11 protein-coding genes are annotated in these 22,748 nt (G+C 34.8%); 7 read left to right on the top strand and 4 right to left on the bottom strand.

Features of this window, described 5'->3' with window-relative positions; all coding sequences use genetic code 11:
• Positions 1–5: 5 nt before the first annotated feature.
• Together rpsR and rpsF are read right to left on the bottom strand one after the other, a co-directional pair.
• On the bottom strand, positions 6–266 hold the full coding sequence (gene rpsR / locus DXU93_RS00345) for a 30S ribosomal protein S18 (RefSeq protein WP_116879257.1): 261 nt from the start codon (positions 264–266) through the stop codon (positions 6–8).
• Between the two features lie 31 nt (positions 267–297).
• Positions 298–657 (bottom strand): 30S ribosomal protein S6, encoded by a 360-nt coding sequence (gene rpsF, locus DXU93_RS00340; RefSeq protein WP_109359079.1) that lies wholly within the window; start codon positions 655–657, stop codon positions 298–300.
• 328 nt (positions 658–985) lie between these two features.
• Here rpsF and DXU93_RS00335 point away from each other — a divergent pair, with 328 nt between their 5' ends.
• From DXU93_RS00335 to yidD, 4 genes are all read left to right on the top strand, one after another.
• Positions 986–1,312: a hypothetical protein gene (locus tag DXU93_RS00335; RefSeq protein WP_116879256.1), complete on the top strand. Its 327-nt coding sequence runs from the start codon at positions 986–988 to the stop codon at positions 1,310–1,312.
• Between the two features lie 310 nt (positions 1,313–1,622).
• Positions 1,623–3,230, top strand: a complete 1,608-nt coding sequence (locus DXU93_RS00330; RefSeq protein WP_116879809.1) for an FMN-binding glutamate synthase family protein — start codon at positions 1,623–1,625, stop codon at positions 3,228–3,230.
• 1,353 nt (positions 3,231–4,583) lie between these two features.
• Positions 4,584–5,267, top strand: a complete 684-nt coding sequence (locus DXU93_RS00315) for a hypothetical protein (protein ID WP_116879253.1) — start codon at positions 4,584–4,586, stop codon at positions 5,265–5,267.
• Between the two features lie 150 nt (positions 5,268–5,417).
• On the top strand, positions 5,418–5,669 hold the full coding sequence (gene yidD / locus DXU93_RS00310; protein WP_394336292.1) for a membrane protein insertion efficiency factor YidD: 252 nt from the start codon (positions 5,418–5,420) through the stop codon (positions 5,667–5,669).
• 111 nt (positions 5,670–5,780) lie between these two features.
• Here yidD and DXU93_RS00305 read toward each other — a convergent pair whose 3' ends face one another.
• Positions 5,781–10,178, bottom strand: a complete 4,398-nt coding sequence (locus DXU93_RS00305) for a beta strand repeat-containing protein (RefSeq protein WP_116879252.1) — start codon at positions 10,176–10,178, stop codon at positions 5,781–5,783.
• A gap of 431 nt (positions 10,179–10,609) precedes the next feature.
• Between DXU93_RS00305 and DXU93_RS00295 the strand changes: the two genes are divergently transcribed.
• Complete coding sequence (locus tag DXU93_RS00295; protein WP_116879250.1) at positions 10,610–16,567, top strand: alpha-2-macroglobulin family protein; 5,958 nt, start codon at positions 10,610–10,612, stop codon at positions 16,565–16,567.
• A gap of 58 nt (positions 16,568–16,625) precedes the next feature.
• Here the strand turns inward: DXU93_RS00295 and DXU93_RS00290 are convergent, their stop codons facing one another.
• The gene (locus DXU93_RS00290) at positions 16,626–18,527 is read right to left on the bottom strand and encodes a M1 family metallopeptidase (RefSeq protein ID WP_116879249.1); all 1,902 of its coding nucleotides are present in this window, start codon (positions 18,525–18,527) and stop codon (positions 16,626–16,628) included.
• Positions 18,528–18,802: 275 nt separating this feature from the next.
• Here DXU93_RS00290 and DXU93_RS00285 point away from each other — a divergent pair, with 275 nt between their 5' ends.
• Complete coding sequence (locus tag DXU93_RS00285; RefSeq protein WP_116879248.1) at positions 18,803–20,614, top strand: peptide MFS transporter; 1,812 nt, start codon at positions 18,803–18,805, stop codon at positions 20,612–20,614.
• Positions 20,615–20,632: 18 nt separating this feature from the next.
• Entirely contained in the window at positions 20,633–22,717 is a 2,085-nt protein-coding gene (locus DXU93_RS00280) for a peptide MFS transporter (protein WP_116879247.1), read from the top strand.
• The last annotated feature ends 31 nt before the right edge of the window (positions 22,718–22,748 follow it).

The raw sequence follows: 22,748 nt of genomic DNA, 5'->3' as shown, positions 1-22,748 counted from the left end.
TAGGCTTATCTTAATTGATCTCCAACATATGGAAGGATTGCAATGTGACGTGCACGTTTAACAGCCTTGTTAACTCTACTTTGAAACTTAGAAGAAGTTCCTGTAATACGACGTGGTAAAATCTTACCTTGCTCGTTCAATAGTTTTAATAAAAAACTAGCGTCTTTATAGTCAACGAATTTAATACCACTTTTCTTAAAACGACAGTATTTTTCTTTTTTGATATCAATGTTTACCGGCGATAAATATCTTACATCTTGTGCCATAATTGTAATTTTTTTTGGTTCTTTACTTTAATTACTTTGCTTCAGCCTTTGCAGGTTTAGCATTTTTCATTCTTGACTTTCTTTTTTCAGCCCACTCTTTGTGGTGTTTGTCCATCTTCACAGTTAAGAAACGCATTACACGCTCGTCACGTTTGAATGTAACTTCTAATTCAGATACTAAATTACCTTCACCTTCAAATTCTAAAAGGAAGTAAAATCCAGTTGTTTTTTTCTGAATTGGATAAGCCAATTTTTTCAAGCCCCAAGACTCTGAGTTCGTAAGTTTTCCGCCTAGAGATTTAATCTCTTCTTCAAACTTCTTTACTGCTTCCTTTGTCTGGTCTTCAGACAAAACGGGAGTTAAAATGAAAACAGTTTCGTAGTTATTCATATTATTTTGTTTTTAATTAAGGCGACAAAGATAGACAAAATTCTTTTAATTGCTTCATTTTTAATTTTTTTGTTTTCGTAGGGACGTTTTGCAAAACATCCCTACTTTGTAAAACAGGGAATTATTCTTATTTTAGTTGAAACTAAATATTTACACTTATGAAAAAGAACCTATTAATTTTGTGTATACACACAGATTCGCAGTTAAAGGTCTAGATATCGAAATTGTTTTGTTCGGTTTGAAGAACAGAAAAGAGTTTTTAAATTAATTAAGCAATGAAGAACTGAAAACTTATATCAATTATTAATTCATTTCCGAAAATACACGTATGGATTCTTTACTTATAGCTCGAAAGTGGCTTGTACCTTGTCGTTTACAAAACACCTACAGAAATGCAAACAACAAAATTAATAATAAACTAATGAAAAATTTAATTTTTATAACTCTTCTATTCTTCTTTGGAGTATCGTGCAAAAAGGAAACATCCGTAGTAATCCAAGCGCAAGGCTATAACACCAGTGAAGGCACGGCCTACGCAGGTCAAGAATATGCAGTTTCAGAATCGTGGACTCCTTTTTTTGAAACGGGAACATATTTTGCTATAATACAAACAAGAGATGGAATTATTCACCGTAAAAAAATTGTAATATTATGAAATCACTTTTCTACATATCAATGCTATTGGTTTTCTTGTTATTTTCTTGTACTAAATTTGGGAGAAATATCAAGTTAGCTATCGACAGTAAGCCCAATGCCTAAAGCTTATTGCCTACAGCCTACTGCTGATACCGCCTACCGCTAAAAACCGAAATAAATCCACCCGTTTAAACATTTTTACATAAATATCGTTACATTTATGTCAAAGGTATTTACCTAACATATTCCAAACGTTAAATCCACATTCAAACTCTATTTTGTTGAGGTGGAATATCGAGTTGTCAATTGTTTACCTTAAAAAGAAAATTATGCGTAAAAAATTTGTAATCTTAAGTAGTGTTCTCCTTTTAATTACCTTGGCACTTACATTTTACATTAGCGAATATTGGGTTGTAGCATTTTGTCTCGTTTTTATTGTTACAATAATGGGATACAATGATATGTTTCAAAAAAAGCAAACCATTAGGAGATTGTATCCGGTATTGGGTAGGTTGAGATATGTAATGGAAGAATTGAGACCTAAAATGTACCAGTATTTTATTGAATCGGATATTGATGGTCGACCATATAACCGTTTAGATCGTTCTTCGGTTTATCAAAGAGCGAAAAACGTTCGCGATACTATTCCTTTTGGTACGCAACTCGATCTTTATGCTGAAGGCTATGAATGGATGTGTCATTCTGTTGCACCAAAGGCATTTGATAAACTAAATCATGACCCTCGTGTTTTAATCGGTAATAAAGATTGTAAACAACCTTATTCTGCAAGTATTTTAAATATTTCAGCCATGAGTTTTGGTTCTTTAAGTGGAAATGCTGTTGAAGCCTTGAATGGTGGAGCAAAAATAGGTGGTTTTGCCCATAATACAGGTGAAGGAGGTTTGAGTTTCTACCATTTAAAACACGGTGGTGATATTATTTGGCAAATCGGAACAGGTTATTTTGGTTGTAGAGATGAATATGGGAACTTTAATCCAGAATTGTTTGCTGAAAAGGCAAGACATGAGAATGTGAAAATGATAGAGATTAAACTCTCTCAAGGAGCCAAACCGGGACACGGTGGGATTTTACCCGCTTCAAAAAACTCGGAGGAAATTGCAAAAATACGTCATATTGTTCCACATACAATTGTTGCCTCTCCACCATTTCATTCTGCGTTTGACACACCCCTAGAAATGATTAGATTCATTAAAAAGTTGAGAGATTTATCCAACGGAAAACCAATAGGTTTTAAAATGTGTATTGGACATAAAAGTGAGTTTATTGCTATATGTAAGGCGATGATTCACCTTGATATTTATCCAGATTATATTGCTATTGATGGAGGTGAAGGAGGAACTGGAGCTGCACCACCAGAATTTAGTAACTATGTTGGGGCTCCTTTGATTGATGGATTGGATTTTGCCCACAATATTTTAAATGGTTTAGGAATTAGAAACCATATTAAACTGATTGCATCTGGAAAGATTTCTTCGGCGTTTCATGTGGCACGTGCAATGGCAATTGGAGCAGATGGCTGTTATCAGGCGCGTGCAATGATGTTGGCACTTGGGTGTATTCAAGCTTTGATTTGTAACACGAATGAATGTCCAACAGGAATTACAACTCAAAAAAAAGAACTTGCAGTTGGACTAGATGTAACAGACAAGAAAACTAGAGTGGCAGAATACCATAAAAAGTTGATTAAAAATTATGTTGAGCTTCTAGGTGCTTCCGGATTAGATGAAACCCATAATTTAACGCGTTCTCACATTTATCGTCGTGTTTCCTTAAATGAAATGATTACCTACGAAGAATTATTCCCGTCTATTGAGTTTGGAAGTATGCTTGATAATGATGGAATTCCTGAAAAGTACAGACTTGACTTTGCGAATGCAGATATGGAAAGTTGGGGGATAAAATTTCATAAATTATGAAATTTTCAGTGATGAGAGTGAGACTCGAGTAAGGAGGACCAAAGGTTAGAATGATGCTTTTTCTAAATTCTGAACTTTTACTTTTGAACTAGAATTAAAGCATGTTTTTTGCTCTCGTGCAAAGCACGATAACTACATCCTTACGTTCGTCTTTTCGAACAACATTTAATGTTGGAGAAATCTTTGGAGTGTTTTTTCAAGAAGTATGCAATATTGGAGAAATTTGTTATAATGTTTTGGTTTCTTGTGCTTTTAGTTTTATCATAAATTATGAAATTTTCAGTGATGAGAGTGAGACTCGAGTAAGGAGGACCAAAGGTTAGAATGATGCTTTTTCTAAATTCTGAGCCTTTTACTTTTGAACTAGAATTAAAGCATGTTTTTTGCTCTCGTGCAAAGCACGATAACTACATCCTTACGTTCATCTTTTCGAACAACATTTAATGTTGGAGAAATCTTTGGAGTGTTTTTTCAAGAAGTATACAATATTGGAGAAATTTGTTATAATGTTTTGGTTTCTTGTGCTTTTAGTTTTATCATAAATTATGAAATTTTCAGTGATGAGAGTGAGACTCGAGTAAGGAGGACCAAAGGTTAGAATGATGCTTTTTCTAAATTCTGAGCCTTTTACTTTTGAACTAGAATTAAAGCATGTTTTTTGCCCTCGTGCAAAGCACGATAACTACACCCTCACGTTCGTCTTTTCGAACAACATTTAATGTTGGAGAAATCTGTTATAGTGTTTTGGTTTCTTTAGTTTTATCATAAATTTTTAAATTTTCAGTGTGAGTGTGAGTCTTGGGAGCAGAGGACCAAAGGTGGGATTATGCTTCTTCTATATTTTTTAAACTTTTACTTTCTTGAGTCAAAGCGAATGCATGTGTTTGGGTCAAATCAAATTTTCAATTACTGCGGGTTTCAACCCGCAGTAATTGATGAATGAAAAAAGTTTATTTTGGCGCGAATTTTTGAAAAAAAATCGTGACAAAATATGAGGTTTTCAATTTGAAGTTTGAGTCTTAATTCTCATTCTGTTTCTCACTCTAAATACTCCCCTTATGTGGTCGTCTTTTCGAACAAAACTCAATATTGGAGAAATCTATGGTAAGTTTTTATGTTTTTATTTTAAAGTGTAGCTTTTTAACCAACATCTTCGGATTGTATTTTATGAAATTTTCAGTGTAGAATTTGAGTCTTCATTCTCATTCTGTTTCTCACTCTAAACACTCCCTTTTTGGTTTCTTATTTTCGAAAAAAATCCTGAAATATATAAGAAGTCTATTGAACCGTTTATCTCATCAATTGTACATAGTATTGTGTCATTATTTTGTGGCGCTAAAAAAATAAGCAATTATGAAAATAAGATTATTCCATGTTTTACTAGTTACTCTTTTTTCTTTATCAATTCATGCGCAATGCGATACGAGGCAACTGGGGTTATTGGATTCCTTAGATAATGAAGTTAATTCTAATGAATTATTCTTCGTTTTCGAATGGGAGGATAAATTAGATTCAGTCAAATTAACTCAACTATATGATAATGAATATACCAAAAGCGTTTCAAGAAACTTTTTTTATTCGTTTTCGCAAAATGCAATTGAAATAGATTCAGTGGGTAATTTATCTGATTCATCTTTAGGGTTGTGTGTCGTCTGTGTAAAAGATGAAATTAAAATCATTGATTCTATAGATGTAAATTCAGATGGAATTAAAGAAATGATCTTGTTTCGTCAATGGAATTGTACTGCGAGTCCACCCGTTTATCAACCATACGGAGTAGGAACGCATCAGCAAGAATATGGACGATATGAAGTTTGGGATATTAAAAAGAAACAACAGTTATTTGAAGTAAATAATATTCGAAAAGGAGGAGTAGCCATCACTACAAATGACGGAAGAATCTATGGTTATCATTTTAAAGTTGACATAGATGAAAAAGGGAGCTTTATACTTTCAGATTTAAAAGGTGTTGGAAACAAACTAGAATTGGGGAATTATATTTATGATGATGTGAATGAACGTTATAACATTGAATAATTTCATCTCTTTGGTTAACTTGATATTATCGACCTATAGCATACTGCTTAAAGCCTTCAGATAATAGCTAAATTGAAATAAATAATCATTTTGGAATCCGAGTTAAGTTTCGATAGGTGAAATACCTTCCAAAATCCTTAACTTTACCCTGTGAAAGTAATCAAAAAAATTATCCGATTTCCTTTTATAGTGTTGATTCGCTTGTATCAATACATCATCAGTCCAATTTTTCCTGCAAATTGTAGGTATAATCCGACATGTTCCCAATATTCAGTTGAAGCAATCAAAGAATGGGGCGTCTTGAAAGGCGGTTGGATGGCGTTAAAAAGAATTGGTTCGTGTCATCCATGGGGCGGTTTTGGAGATGATCCTGTTCCGAAGAAGGAGTCCAAAGATTCATGAAATAAAAATATAAGGATTTTATAACCTTTAGTTTCAAATAAACTATAACCTTATAATATAGAAAAAGCCTCATTTCAAATGAGGCTTTTTCACTAGTGAGATATTGTTTTTCTACTGAACTACCATTTTTTTAGTGTCAGCAATATTTTGATTAACATAAAGTGAATAGTAATAAGTACCAGTACTCAATCCTTCTGCATTTATATGACTGTTTCCGTAGTCTCCTACTTCTTGGATAGAAATGTTAGAAACGATCTTACCCATTCCGTCAGATACGACTAAATTTGCAGAAGTCGCCCAGCTAGGAATGTAGTATTTTATTGTTGAAGTGTTGTTGAATGGATTTGGAATGTTTTGATATAAGATTGGCTTTTCGTGATCTATACCAGACCCTACTAGACCCAATGTTCCATCACATGCACAGTCTTCAATTACTTCTACCCTTGATTTAAGTTCGTTAATTTGATTTTGTAAATCTTGAAGTAATGGAGATAAATCAACAGTTACAGATGCTCCGTTCTCTATCTCAATCTGTAAATTAGTACCTGATAAAGTTGCAGAAGTTAAGTCTTGTTCATCAGTATCAGTATCGATTCCAGAAAGATCAATCGTAGAACCACTTGTCAATGATAAATCTGTTCCAGTTAAAGAGATATCTTGAATCTCATTGGTAACACTTCCGTCAACCTCTGTAAATGAAGTCAAGTAACCATTATTTGCTACAAAACCATCTACTTGTGCTTCTGATAACTGCGTGTCAGTGTTGATGCTTGAAAGATCAATCGTAGAACCACTTGTCAATGATAAATCTGTTCCAGTTAAAGAGATATCTTGAATCTCATTGGTAACACTTCCGTCAACCTCTGTAAATGAAGTCAAGTAACCATTATTTCCAACAAAAGCATCTACTTGTGCTTCTGATAACTGCGTGTCAGTGTTGATGCTTGAAAGATCAATCGTAGAACCACTTGTCAATGATAAATCTGTTCCAGTTAAAGAGATATCTTGAATCTCATTTGTCACACTTCCGTCAACTTCTGTAAAAGAAGTCAAGTAACCATTATTTGCTACAAAACCATCTACTTGTGCTTCTGATAACTGCGTGTCAGTGTTGATGCTTGAAAGATCAATCGTAGAACCACTCGTCAATGATAAGTCAGTACCAGAAAGCGAGATATCTTGAATTTCATTGGTAACACTTCCGTCAACTTCTGTGAAAGAAGTCAAGTAACCATTATTTGCTACAAAGTTATCAACTTGCGCTTCTGATAACTGCGTGTCAGTGTTGATGCTTGAAAGGTCAATTGTAGAACCACTTGTCAAAGATAAGTCAGTTCCAGTTAAAGAGATATCTTGAATCTCGTTTGTAACACTTCCATCCACTTCTGTGAAAGAAGTCAAGTAACCATTATTTGCTACAAAGTTATCAACTTGCGCTTCTGTTAACTGAGTGTCAGTGTTGATGCTTGAAAGATCAATCGTAGAACCACTCGTCAATGATAAGTCAGTACCAGAAAGCGAGATATCTTGAATCTCATTTGTCACACTTCCGTCAACTTCTGTGAATGAAGTCAAGTAGCCATTATTTGCTACAAAGTTATCAACTTGCGCTTCTGATAACTGCGTGTCAGTGTTGATGCTTGAAAGATCAATTGTAGAACCACTTGTCAATGATAAGTCAGTACCAGAAAGCGAGATATCTTGAATTTCATTGGTAACACTTCCGTCAACTTCTGTAAAAGAAGTCAAGTAACCGTTATTTGCTACAAAACCATCTACTTGTGCTTCTGATAACTGCGTGTCAGTGTTGATGCTTGAAAGATCAATCGTAGAACCACTTGTCAATGATAAATCTGTTCCAGTTAAAGAGATATCTTGAATCTCATTGGTCACACTTCCGTCAACTTCTGTGAATGAAGTCAAGTAGCCATTATTTGCTACAAACCCATCAACTTGCGCTTCTGATAACTGCGTGTCAGTGTTGATGCTTGAAAGATCAATTGTAGAACCACTTGTCAATGATAAGTCAGTTCCTGTTAAAGAGATATCTTGAATTTCATTGGTCACACTTCCGTCAACTTCTGTGAATGAAGTCAAGTAGCCATTATTTGCTACAAAGTTATCAACTTGCGCTTCTGATAACTGCGTGTCAGTGTTGATGCTTGAAAGATCAATTGTAGAACCACTTGTCAATGATAAGTCAGTTCCTGTTAAAGAGATATCTTGAATTTCATTGGTCACACTTCCGTCAACTTCTGTGAATGAAGTCAAGTAGCCATTATTTGCTACAAAGTTATCAACTTGCGCTTCTGATAACTGCGTGTCAGTGTTGATGCTTGAAAGATCAATTGTAGAACCACTTGTCAATGATAAGTCAGTTCCTGTTAAAGAGATATCTTGAATTTCATTGGTCACACTTCCGTCAACTTCTGTGAATGAAGTCAAGTAGCCATTATTTGCTACAAACCCATCAACTTGCGCTTCTGTTAATTGAGTGTCAGTGTTGATGCTTGAAAGATCAATTGTAGAACCATCAGTCAAAGATAAGTTGGTTCCAGTTAAAGAAATGTCTTGAATTTCATTGGTAACACTTCCGTCAACCTCTGTGAAAGAAGTCAAGTAACCATTATTTGCTACAAAAGCATCTACTTGTGCTTCTGATAACTGCGTGTCAGTGTTGATGCTTGAAAGATCAATTGTAGAACCACTTGTCAAGGATAAGTCAGTACCAGAAAGCGAGATATCTTGAATTTCATTTGTCACACTTCCGTCAACCTCTGTAAAAGAAGTCAAGTAACCATTATTTGCTACAAAAGCGTCTACTTGTGCTTCCGATAATTGAGTGTCTGTGTCAATTCCTGAAAGATTAATTGAATTTCCATTAGAAATTTCCAATGATGTTCCAGTTAATGTTAAAGTTTGTTCGTCAGTGTTGTTGCTAGAAGTCCAATCTGTTCCATCCCAAGAATAAATAGCATTAAGATCTGTATCAAAAACTGACATTCCTTGATCATTAGCTCCTAGCGTCCCTCCGAAAGTAGTTCTTTCAGCAGTTGTCATTTTGTTGATCATGAATCCTTTATCTGAATCTGCAAGTGTTAAAGAGGCTTTAGTATTTGGGCTAGAAGTTCCAATACCAACAGACATTCTGTTTGAGGCAGTTGCCCCCCCTAAAACCAAGCTGTTATTTTGAGAAGTTGAAGCACCATTTCCAATAGCAACGGAATTTGAACCTGAAACTTTAGTATTAGCACCAATCGCTATTGCCGAGTCAGAGGATACTACTGAAAAAGCACCAAGTCCTATAGATCTTTGCCCTGTGATTGAGTCATTGTATCCTATTCCAACACTATAACTATCAGAAAGATAGTTTAACGCTCCGATTGAAACACCATAATCTCCTGCATTGCTTGTATTTAATTGTTCACCCATTGCAACGGTATATATACCTCTTTGATATATGTTATTACCAATAGCAATTCCATATTGTCCTGTATTTCGAGCTCTATACCCCATCACAATAACATCACTAGCGCCTACCATACCGAAGCCATCAAACCGTCCATCATTGTCCCATCCTTGACCACCACTTCCAATAAATGTACTTCTAGAAAAATTATTGGAGGTAAAGTTTGCAAAAGTACCTACTCCTGTATTGTCTGAACCCGTACGATTAATAGAACCCGTTTGTGTTCCTAAATAGGTGTTTCTTTGTGCATTGTTAATATTATCTACATTCGTTCGGTTATTATCTCCACCAGCTTTAAAGCCCACAAAGGTATTATTGCTCGCGTGTTCATTAGCACTACCCGCCCCCTGACCGATGAATGTGTTTTTTTTCCCAGTTCCATTATCTACTCCAGCTGAATCACCTACGAAGGTGTTCCAATACCCAGTTGTATTATCGTAACCTGCTGAGGCACCAAAAAATGCATTTCGATAACCAGTGGTCATTCTAGCGCCTGAAGATGAACCAACAGCAGTATTGTCTGATCCTTGCATATAAGAATTGAACGGAGATTGTGATGAACCTGAACTTGGATATACATAACCTGAAGCACTCCCGGCTTGAGCCCCTATGTATGTATTGTCATCCCCATCAACTACTCGAGCTCCTGCTCTTTCACCAATAAAGGTATTGTCATTTCCACTAGTGTTTTCGAAACCAGCTCCGTTTCCTATAAATGTATTGTCTCCACCAGTATTATAGTATCCTGCTCTAAAACCGATCATTACGTTGTCAAAACCATTATCATCCGAAAATCCTGCTTCATAACCAATATAAACACCTTCACTACTTGAAGTTAAATTATACCCAGCTTTCCAGCCTAATGCTGCGTTGTAAGAGCCAGAAGTTAAGTTAGTCATTGCCGAGTCTCCGATAGCAGTGTTGTAATCTCCCGTTGTTAAAGATGCCCCGGCTCCTGTTCCAAGATTTTCATTACCTGTTTGAGCATTTAGACCAAACGTAATTGCAAAAAAGGTGGTCGCGATTAGTATTCGTTTCATAATTAAATGTTTTAAGTTGTTTTAACAAATCTACATAAAAATTAACTTTTATTATGGCTTTCTGTTTTTTTAAAAATTCTATTAATTTGAAAATCAATACTCACTCCATAAGGAGGAGGTAGAGTAAAATAATTCGGAATTAACTTTTTTCTGAAAGGCCATTGCGTGTCTAAAAAAAACACACACAATCGTTGATACGAAGCGAAGATTAAACTTTCTAATTCTGGTTGTACTTTGATAATATTAGGGTTTAATTTTTTTGTAATAAAAATCCGTAAGAATCCGCGATCGAAGATCTGTGTTCCCGAAAGTTTTCGGGACCGCGTTCCATCATGTGTAAAACCTGAACCAAACAATTCGTAAATTATTATTATTTTATGAACTTGGTACTTTATTTGCATCCAAACAACAACTCACATAATTGATAAAACATGAAGATTCAATATTTCGCACTAATTATAAGTTTAATTTTTTCATTTACATTATTTGGTCAGCAAGATGAACCACTTATAAAAGTAGATTCTTTACTTGAAATTCGTCAGCCTAATGCAGCACAGAAAGAGTTATGGTCGGTAATTGAAAAAGCGAAATCAGAGAACGATCACCAAACGCTTTTAAAAGCATATCCTTATTTTTATAAAATGCTTTCTCCACTCGAAATGGAAGAACGAGCAAGCTTATATTTTAAAGTGCTGAAAAGTACACAAACGCTACCCGAACCATCAAATGCGATAGCTCAATTACAATTGACAGAGCAGATTGTGTATAACAAATATCAATGGTTGGGAGGGAGTTATCTTAAAATCTATGATTCACTAAATTTAGGAGAAGATACCGTTCGATATAACTTTGTTTTAGATCAAATGAAATCTATAGAAAAGCAATTGACAACCCTACGAAGCTATGACTTTAAACCTTATCAAGAAGTGCTGTTAAAAGAAAACGACAGTCTTTTTATACTTCAATCTGTTGCCGATTATGCCATTTATAAATTGATCAACTTTTATGAATCTCCGTTAATTCAAAATAATGGAACATTGAAAAATGCTAATATAGATCATAAAGATTGGTATGGATTATCAACGGATTTTAGTGCCTTAAATTTTAAGGAACAGAATATTACAACCAAGATTTTAAGCCTTTTCCAATCGCTCGAAGAAAACAATAAAAATATCCCCAATTATTTAAGTACTTCCGTTCACCAACGTTTACATTATTTAAAAAGAACTTTTGGGAATGATTCATTAGTTGAAAAAGCTTGGGAAGAACAATTTGTATATTTCAAATCAACTTCTGCACGATCAAAATTCCTTTTTGAAATTGCTAGAAATAAATACAAGAAAGGAAAAGATTATCATTTTGAGTTAAAACCAGAAGTAGAGCATTTGATTAAAGAAGCGCATGATGAATTAGAAGCTGAACTTAAAAAATACCCAAACAACGATTTTAAACACGAGATTACTTCATTGATTTCAATTATTGAAAACAAAGAACTATCGATTAGTTCTCCAAATATTTACGCTCCAAATCGAAAGATTCCATTTTTGATTAACCATAGAAATTACTCAAGTCAAGTACTTCGTTTGTATCGTGTTAAAAATTATGATCCAAAAAAGAATACGAATCTAAAGGAGTATGCATTAAGTGAAAATTTAGTTTTAGAACGAACTTTAAATCTTGCGTTGAAAAATGATAAGTTGTTCCAAAAAAGAAGTTCCGAACAACTGTTAGATGGAATAATTAAACCGGGTAAATATTTTATTGTAGCAACCAATGATGATGAATCTTTAACGGAATTAGCCAAAGACAGGGAAAAATGGAATGACAAAAACATTCATTCTAATACGTTGACCATCTCTCAAGTTAGTATTTCAACGACCTCTTTTGAAAATGAGTTTACAATTTTAGCAGTTGATGGAATCTCAGGACTCCCAATTGAAAATGCTGTTGTTCAATTGTATTATTATGATGTAAGAGTTAGCGATGATTTTATTGAGTTTGCAAATGGAGAAACAGATGAAGAAGGACTTTTTAAAATCGATACAAAAGGTTATCATAGGGTATTGTATACCGTTAGTCATGAGCATTCCTTAATTAAAGGGACTAGTTATGTAAGAGATGCCTGGAAGGAAGAGGAGGCGAAAAAAGTGGAGCTTTTTACTGATCGTTCTATTTATCGACCTGGACAAACGGTTTACTTTAAAGGAATAGTTTTTAAAGGAAAGAACAATGACTTTGAGGTAGTCGCCAATCAAAAAGTTGAATTGGTTTTAAAAGACGCAGCTTATCAAGAAGTGTATCAATCTACTTTCACGACAAATAAATTTGGTAGTATCGACGGTAGCTTTCAATTGCCATCAGGATCTGGATTAGGGAGATATAATTTACAAGTGCAAGGAACGAATGGATTAACAAATTCTGGAACCAACTTTTCAGTTGAAGAATACAAACGTCCAAGCTTTGAAGTTGAACTCAATCAACCGAAAGAAGAAGCACGATTAAATGATACCGTTTCAGTATCTGGAAGTGCAAAAGCTTATGCTGGTTTCCCAATTACGAACGCTAATGTTGAATATACTGTATATAGAAAATGGAATCGCTATTGGAGGTATTTTAGTTCTCCATTTGGCAGTGATCTAGGTGACCTTTTAAGTGAAGGAAGTTTGAAAACTGATGAGAACGGAGCGTTTACCATTGACTTTTTTGCTGAAAAGGATCCAAATGCAGTTCAAAACGCTTACTATTCTTATGAGGTTCAGGCGAAAATCACTGATTTATCAGGAGAAACACATGAAGAAACGATAGCACTTCAATTAAGTGAAATTGGTGTTTCGATTCAATTTAACGCACCAATGAAAATGTTAACTCATGATGAAGAATACGCAGTAATCGATGTTGTGAATTTATCTGGAGAAAAGCAGTCAGATTATAGCGGAAAAGTAGAGATCTATAAGGAAGTTTCTAATCCATTGTTTTTAGATCGTATTTGGAACAATGCTGAAGTTTCTCAAATTGAAAAAGATGAATTCTTAGCGTTATTCCCTAATATGGAATGGAATGTTTTTGAAGATCATTCAAATCAAAAAGAATTAATCAAAACAGTTTCATTCAATAGCGGAGACTCCATAAAATTGAATGATTGGATCAACAATGAACAGGGTGATTATATTTTTGAGATGTATGTTGAAACAAAAAATGGCGATTCAATTCAAACTTCTGCCAAGTTGAGCGTTATCGATGTAGAATCTAAAGAAATACCTACTCATTCTGCTTTGTGGAGTTTTGTGTCTTCAAATGAAGTAAAGGTAGGTGAGGCTGTTGACTTTCAAGTTGGAACATCGTTTAAAGATGTAAAAGCGCTTGTTTCCTTTTATAGAAAAGACGAGTTGATTAGTCGAGAATGGGTTGACTTGAAAAACAGATACTCTAAATGCTACACTGTTCAAGAAGAAGACAGAGGTGTTTTAACTTATGAAGTGGTGCTTTTCCATAATGGTGTTTTCTATAAAGAAACAAAGACGATACAAGTTCCATTCAGCAATAAAGAATTGAAAATTAAAACTTCAACTTTTAGAGATTTGTTGGAGCCAGGGCAAAAAGAACATTGGAGTTTTACAATTCAAGATGAAAACCAAGAATTTGTAAAAGCGGAATTGGCAGCAACTTTATATGATGCTTCTTTAGATCAGTTTAGGGGACACTCTTGGAATTTGTTTCCATATTATGGTAGAGGAAGTTATAGCTATTGGACGAATAACTGGAGTAGATCAATAGTAAATGATGGTTCTGGTAGTTTTGGCTGGGAGCTGCGATCTATTTTAAATCAAGATAATTTGAGATATAATTATGTTGAAATCGGAAATCGATATAGGATCATGGATTATAATGATAGAGAAATGTCAGAGGTAAGTATTAAAAGAGAAAATGATCGACTTTCTATGAGTAAATCTAATGTTTTGTCTTATCCAGATTCAGGTAGTGGTTATGGAGTAGACGCAAATTCAAAAAATGAAGAGGAAGAAGGTTTTTTAGTTGAGAGTACTAAATCAAGTAAGTCTTCTCAGCCTGTTGCTCCAAGATCTAATTTCAATGAAACGGCATTTTTCTATCCTACGATTTATGCCAATGACACTAATGAATATGTGTTGAATTTCACTTTGCCAGAATCATTAACGAAATGGAAACTGTTGATGTTGGGGCACAACAAAGAAATGCAAATTGGAACATTCCAAAAGGAAATTATTGCTCAAAAAGAGTTGATGGTTACGGCCAATGCGCCAAGATTTGTGAGACAAGGAGATGCGATAGATTTTTCTGCGAAAGTGGTAAACTTAACCAAAGAAGAACAAAGAGTTGAAGTGTTTTTAAATTTAGAAAATCCACTTAACGGTGATAGATTAAATTTAATTGGTCGTCAACCACTAAGTAAAATGGTAACCATTGCCGCTGGAGCTTCTGAAGAAGTCGTTTGGAATATGATTATCGGAGATCAAGATGTGATTCAATATACAATTACCGCTTCAAATGAAAGTTTTAGCGATGGAGAACAAAACAGTATTCCAGTGCTTAGTAATCGTGTTTTGGTGACAGAAACGAAGCATGTTTTATTGCGCGATTCAGGAAAGTCAACCCACGAATTTGATGCGTTTAAAAATCAAAATTCTTCAACCTTAGATAATAAATCCTTTACGATTGAATACACGGATAATTTAGCGTGGAATGCGGTAATGGCTTTGCCAAATTTGAGTAAGCAGAATGATCAAAGTATCACCACGCTTGTGAATAGTTATTATGCCAATGCAATCGCGATGGATGTTGTTGCTCAAAACCCGAGAATTCAAACCATTTTTAATCAATGGAAATCTAAAACGCCCGATGCTTTATTGTCGGAGTTAGAGAAAAACGAAGAATTGAAAACGATTCTTTTGGAAGAAACGCCATGGGTGATGGAGGCTAAAAACGAAACAGAACAGCGCCGAAGAATCGCACAATTATTTGAGCTGAATCAGTTGCAAGACAATCAAATTAATTTCTTGGTTGAAATCTTAAAAAAGCAAAATACTGATGGTGGTTTCAGTTGGTTTAGTGGTGGGAAATCTAATTTATACATTACTCAGAACATTTTAACGCGTTTTGGACAATTACGTAGATTAGAAATTTCAATTAAAAAGGCAATGCCAATCATTGAAAAAGCTGAACGTTTTGTAGCCAATGAGCAAGTGAGAAGGTATAAAAAATACATCGAAGGCGTTGAAGATTATCGATTGTCCAGTTTAGATGTGTATTGGTTGTATTCTAGAACTTTCTTTAAAAATGAGAGAAGTGAAGCCATTGATGAGGTAGAAGGTTTTTTCAGAGAAAAAGTGAAAACACAATGGACTCAATTCAACCCTTATTTACAAGGAATGATCGGAATGTATTTTAAAAGTGAAGGATTGAGTAAGGAAGCGAATTTGGTTTTAAGTTCATTAAAAGACAGGTCAAAGAAAAACAGTAATATCGGAACCTACTGGGTAGAAAATAGTGGGTATTACTGGCATCAAAATAAGATTGGAAGTCAAGCGATGCTTATTTCATTCTTTGAAGTGATGGACGTTTCTTCGGAGTTGTTAGAAGAAATGCGTTTGTGGTTAATTCTCAATAAAGAGAGTAATTCTTGGGGAGAAAGTGTAGCAACAGCCGATGCAATTTATGCGATTCTATCTTCAAACAAAAACTATTTGAATGCAACAGAAAAGCCAACGATAACAGCTGGAGGAAATCAGTTTGTTTATTCAGAAGTAGCCCAAGAAAATGAAGTTTCTGTTGAGTATGTTGAAGGTTTAGGGCAGGTAAAAAATAAATGGGTAGGAGCAGAAATTACTTCGCAATTAGGAAGCGTTGAAATTGAGCGAACTTCAAATGCACCGGGCGTATTGAATATGTATTGGCAATACACCGATGAACTATCGAAAATTAAGAGTAGTCAGAATGAATCGATGCAAATTGAAAAAACATATCGAAGAATAGAAGCCGGAAAAAAGGGCGAACAAGGCATTGAAGATTCTACATTCGTTGTTGGTGATAAAATCGAAATCGAATTAATTGTAACTGTTGATCGTGATTTAGAATTTGTTCATATCAAGGATTTACGTCCAGCAGGATTTGAACCAATAGATGCGATAAGTGGATATAAATACAATCATAAGCTATCGTATTATCAAAGTCCAAAGGACGTCTCAATGGATTATTTTGTAGACAACATGCCGAAAGGATCGTATAAATTTACCTATACCGTTTACGCAACGCACAGCGGGAACTTCAATAGTAGCGTTGCTGAAATTCAATGTCATTACGCCCCGAAATTTTCTGGATATAGCGGAACGGTTGGTGTTAGGATTGGTAGGTAGGCTTTTTTTATATATTGTAGAAGCGCGGCCGTACGTTTCTACAATATATAAAAACAACCTAATACTCAACTCCCAAAATCTCATCAACAGTATTAAAGGAAATTGCATGGTAAAAAGGTCTAGCTTCGCTATAAACCTCTTTTGCCCATTCATGATTTTCTTCGGTTTGGATAAGTGTCGTGTAAATTGGTTCTAAGAATTTTCTTCTTCCAACTTTCTTTAAAAATGCTTTGATTTCTGGACGAAGTGCTTTGTAATCGTTTTTAATTCCAAGTACAAACCATTCTGTCATGATTTCAGAATTACCGCTGTTTTTGAAGTTTAATTGTGCATCAATGGCCTCCATTTTTTCTACACTTAACTCTCCTTCGAATCCACGAATAAATGCCATCCATTCTTGTGTTGTTTTGTCCTCTCTTTTTAAATCTTTTGGTAAAGATTCTCCGTTTTTAATTACTTTAGAAAGCGCTTGGACTTTTGCTAATCTATCGGATTCAATTTGAACAACATTATCTGGAATTCCTGCACCATAAATCCATTCTTCAGTATTGAATTCGACATTGTTTGGCTCTAGTAAATTAGTCTCTAAATATTTTAAGAAATCCTCTGTTGTTAATGTCTCAAATTTATAAGCGTTAAAATAATCATTGATGAATTGGTCAAATTTTTCTCTTCCAACTTCTCTTTCCAATGTTTTTAAGAAAAACGCTCCTTTTACATAGGCTATGTCCGTCATTCCATCATCAGGATTTCTTTCGTCTAGGTCAAGCTTTAAGTGTGTGTCTTCAGCTCTTCCTTCCTCTTCCATTTGTTGAACAGTGTTCTGTAACTCTTGGTATTCGATAATGGCTAACATTTTCGCCACTTCCTCACCATATACTTTCTCCATGATTCTGTTTTCAAAATATACCGTGAATCCTTCATTCAACCAGAAATCATCCCATGTTGAATTGGTAACTAGGTTCCCTGACCAAGAGTGAGCCAATTCATGCGCAACTGTACTCACCAAACTTCCATCACCGGCAATCAATGTAGGCGTTAAGAAAGTTAATCTAGGGTTTTCCATTCCACCAAATGGGAAAGAGTAAGGCAATACTAAAACATCATAAACGTCCCATGCATACTTACCATATAATCCTTCGGCTGCATCAATCATTTTCGGAATGTCTTTAAACTCTTTTGCTGATGCATCAATCAAGTGAGGTTCTGCGTAAACTCCGCTGTTGTGACTTAATTGACGATATTCAAGTTCTCCTGCAGTTAGTGCCAGTAAATAACATGGAATCGCTTGTTGCATTTCATAAGTATAAACTCCCGAGTCGTTCAATTCTGTTGGATTTGTCGCACTCATTAATGGTAAAATTCCTTTTGGTGCTTTAACCTTTGCCGAATAAGTAATTCTGTTTTCTGGAGTATCTTGAACAGGAATCCAAGAACGTGTTAATATGGCTTGACCTTGTGTGTAAAGAAATGGGAATTTACCACTTCCTGTAAGTTCAGGATCTAACCAACCAAGTGCTTCTGCATCTGGATTTGTCGAGTAGTAAATGTTAATCAATTCATCTGTTTTATTGATGTTAATAGACAAAGGTGCTCCAAGCAAAGTATCACTTTCTCCAATTTCAAACTGAACTTCTTTTTCTTCTCCTTTTTTACCTGTTGTAACTTTTGAAATATTCAGGTTTTTAACGTCAAAATATGCTTTTTCAAAACCGTTGTTTTTCACTTCATGTCGGGCAACACCATCAATCACACGATCATTCATATTTAGTGTTAATTCCAAATTTAAATGAGTTGTTTTTACTTCGTCTAATTTACTGTAGCTGTGATTGGTGATTTTTTGAGTTTCATTATTTTCTTGGTCAGAATTTGATTGAACTTGAACTTGATCTTGTCCTGTATTTTCTTGACACGAGAATAGAATTGAAAGTGCAATTAAAGGAAGTATTAACTTAAACATATTTTGATTTATTTGGATTATACAACTTGTAAAATTAAAGAATTTTGTCGATTGACAATAAGCGAAAGGTATAGACGGTGAAATAGGTTTTTAACCATGAGTTAACACCAATTTAACAACTGTTTCATATCTGTCTTTTTGTTAAGTAAAGTGTTGTCTATATAAGGATCTCGAAAATTGACTGTTTGACACATCGAACTAATTTTAACGTATTTTAGTTAAGGCTCAAAAAATTTAATTATTTTCACGATCCAAATACTAACGAAAAAACAAGTATGAGTTTAGATTCAAGTGTCAAAAAGGAGTTTATGGGACATCCAATGGGGTTGTTCATTTTGTTTTTTACAGAAATGTGGGAACGTTTCTCTTATTATGGAATGAGAGGAATTCTTACTTTATATATTGCGGCATCCGCTTCAGCTGTAGATCCAGGTTTGGGATGGAGTAGTAAAGATGCTATTTGGTTATATGGATGGTATACAATGTTGGTTTATGTCGCTTCTATTCCTGGTGGATGGATTGCAGATAAATTCCTCGGTCAGAAGAAAACTGTATTATATGGTGGTCTTTTATTATGTTTAGGTCATGGTGTAATGGCAATTCCTCAAGATTGGGCTTTCTTTACAGGGTTAACTCTTATCATTTTAGGAGTTGGTGGATTAAAACCTAATATTTCTACTATGGTTGGTGGACTTTATGAAGAAGGAGACATCAGAAGAGATAGTGGATTTACTATTTTCTATATCGGTATTAATATCGGTGCTTTCTTAGCAAGTATTACAGTTGGTTTAGTTGCTTATTACTATGGATGGCACTATGGATTTGGACTTGCTGGAATAGGAATGTTATTAGGTCAAGCAGTTTATATGTGGGGTCAAAAATACCTAGTAGGTGTTGGTGAATTCAGCGGAGGAGACAAAGTGAGTGAAGCTGAAAAAGAAGCGGCAAAACGTCCATTAACGAAGATAGAAAAAGACAGAGTAATTGTTTTATTGATTTCTTTCTTAATTGTTATCGTATTCTGGGGTGCTTTTGAACAAGCTGGAGGGTTAATGAACCTTTATACTGATACGAAAATTGACCGAACTACTGGATTGAGTTGGATGAAAGAAATTCCAGCTGCTGTATTCCAATCATTAAACGCTGCGTATATTATTATATTCGGTACTGCAATTGGTGCTTTCTGGGTATGGTGGAAGAAAAAAGGACGTGAGTCATCATCTCTATTTAAAATGGCTGTTGGTACGATCATCATGGGATTGGGATATATCTTTATGATGTTCGCTTCTCAAGAAGCAAGTTCTGAAACTTTTGGAAAAGCAGCAATGTTCTGGATTTTCCTAGCTTATTTATTCCACACAATTGGAGAGTTGTCTACATCTCCTGTTTCACTTTCATTTATAACGAAATTGGCTCCGCTAAAATATGCTTCTATAATGATGGGAGTTTACTTTGCAGCGACTGGATTTGGTAATAAATTGGCAGGAAGTATCGGTGAATCTTCTCAGTTGTCTCCATATGAAGGTGTTGTAGTTGCTGAAAAAGGTGAGCTAATCACTTTCATGGAAAAGGATACAATGGAAGTGAAAAATGATAAGAATAAGGTCGTAGAAGTGGTTGATTACCGTATTAACGAAGACAAGACTTTTGAAATCAAGAGTAATGTATACCTTGAAGGAAATCAATTGGCTTTTACTGAATATGAAACACAAAAGGACCTTAATTCAGTTTTTGATCTCAAAGGAGAAAGAGTAGATGAATTAAAGAACACTTTAGAAGAAAATAAAGTAACACAAGAAAATCCATATCATGCACGCCTTGTATTTGAAAAAGATGGTGAATATGCAAAAGACCTAGCAAATAAAGGTGATGGAAAAAACTACAATGTTTCTTTTGTTTTGGAAGAAGAGCAAAACGAACAAGAGTTTAATACTTTCATGTGGTTGACAATTTTTACTGTTAGTTTTGGACTTTTATTGATTATTTTAATCAAACGACTGAAAAAACTTACGCATGGAGCAGAGGATAAAGAGATTGAAAAATTAGAACAAGAAGGCTATGACATAGCTGATGAAGATATTAATTAATAACTTGAATAAATAATTATGGCAGAAGCAGTTGATAGATCTCAACATGATGAGTTCTTTAAAAGTAAGGTTTTAGGTCACCCAGCAGGGTTATTCGTCCTTTTCTTTACAGAAATGTGGGAGCGATTCTCTTTCTATGGAATGAGGGTCTTGTTAATTAACTTCCTAACTATGGCAGTAATTGGAAGTAACCCAGGTTGGGAATGGTCAGCAGAAAATGCTGGTGCTTTATTCGGTACTTATGCCGGTTTACTTTACCTAACACCAATTTTGGGAGGTGTAATTGCTGATAAATTCACAGGTTACCGTGTTGCTGTTTTAATTGGTTGTGTGATCATGACTTTAGGACACGCTTCCATGGCTTTCGAAACAGAGTTTTCATTATACATGGGACTTGCTTTGTTGGTTTTAGGTACAGGTTTCTTTAAGCCAAACATTACCTCCATCATCTCTGAAATGTACACTTACCTTCCCGAAAAGAAAGATGGTGCTTATACCATTTTCTATATGGGAGTTAATGCAGGTGCATTCTTTGGAATGATGCTTTGTGGTTACCTTGCAGAACGTGTAGGTTGGTCATGGGGATTCGGACTTGCGGGAGTATTTATGTTGTTTGGTACAATTCAATTCTTATTGGCTAAGCCATTGTTTGGTAAAATTGGAGGAAAACCTATTCGTCAAACAAAAGAAGAAAAAGCTACTGAAGTTAAAGATTACAAAGAGAATAAATTTACTGTTGTTGATAAAGTTTTAATCGTTGTTACGGCGATCATTGGATTGTTATACTTGATTAATGATCCTGTTTCAAAAATTGGAGGAGTTAATCTTTTACCAGAAGAATTCTTACTTTCAAAAGACACGCTTTCAGGAGACCTTGTGATTATTATCGCAGGTGTAATTCTTTTCTTGTATTTGATTATCACGCGTATTATTCGTTATGAAAAAGTAGTGCGTGATAGAATGATTGCGGTAATTATCTTTGCATTCTTTACCGTATTGTTTTTTATTCCTTTCGAGCAAGCGGCAACTTCAATGGTGATTTTCGCCAGAGATTATACAGATCGTGTGCTTACAGGTAATTCTGCCTTGATTTTTAACATTATCAATACCTTGTTGACAGTAATTCCATTGATGATTATTACTTGGGTATTGTACCTATTAAACAAAAGGTCTTTTAAGAAAATACCAGGAAGTAATATCACTTTAGCACTTTGTTTTGCTTTAGTTTGGGGTGTTGTAGTTTGGATGTTAGTAAGAGATTTCTCAACTAAATCGTATGAAGTGGCTTATCAAGCTGTAGAAATAGAAAACGAAGTTGATGGAGAAATGATAAAGGAATTTGTTCCAATCACAGAAGCTCGTCCGTTACAGGAAGGTGAGGTAATAACAACCCAAACATTGAAAATTTCATCAAGTGATGATTTAAAGGTTGGTGATCCTGTTGCGGCACACTTGGAGCTTGGTAAATATCAATATCTGGATGAACAAAAGGAGAATACACTTGCTTTAGATTACGAAGAGGAAGGCTTACATTCACAAATTGTTTCAGGAGAAGTTACAGAAATCAAGGATAATGAAGTTGAAATAACTGTTTCATGGTTCAGTATCTTGAACTCCTTCTTTATTATTGCTTTTGCTTCCTTCTTCTCTAAATGGTGGGAAAGTAAATACAATCCTTCTGCAGCAATGAAATATTCATTAGGATTAATCCTTGTTGGGGTTGGTTTTGCAATTTTGGCTTATGGTTCAAGCTTTATTCCAGCAGGAGCTGAAGCAGGAATGGTTAAAGTGAGTATGGTTTGGCTTGTATTAGCATATTTATTCCACACAATTGGAGAGCTTTGTTTATCTCCAGTAGGATTGTCTTATGTGAGTAAATTGGTTCCTGCAAGAATGATTGCCTTGATGTTCGGTATGTGGTATTTAGCCATTGCAATTGGAAATAAAACAGCAGCCTCATTAGGGGGAATGGTTGAAGAAATTCAAGCAGAACACAGTTTATCTACATTCTTCTTGATCTTTACTGCAATTCCAGTTATTGCTGGTGTATTGATTGCATTACTTAATCCAGTGTTAAAGAAATTAATGCACGGAGTGAAGTAATCTTACCAAAAATATAGACTAACTTATTAAA

Source organism: Brumimicrobium aurantiacum (assembly GCF_003402975.1).
Taxonomy (GTDB): domain Bacteria; phylum Bacteroidota; class Bacteroidia; order Flavobacteriales_D; family Crocinitomicaceae; genus Brumimicrobium; species Brumimicrobium aurantiacum.
Note: the sequence above shows the minus strand (reverse complement) of the source record. Positions and strands in the feature narration are given on the sequence as shown.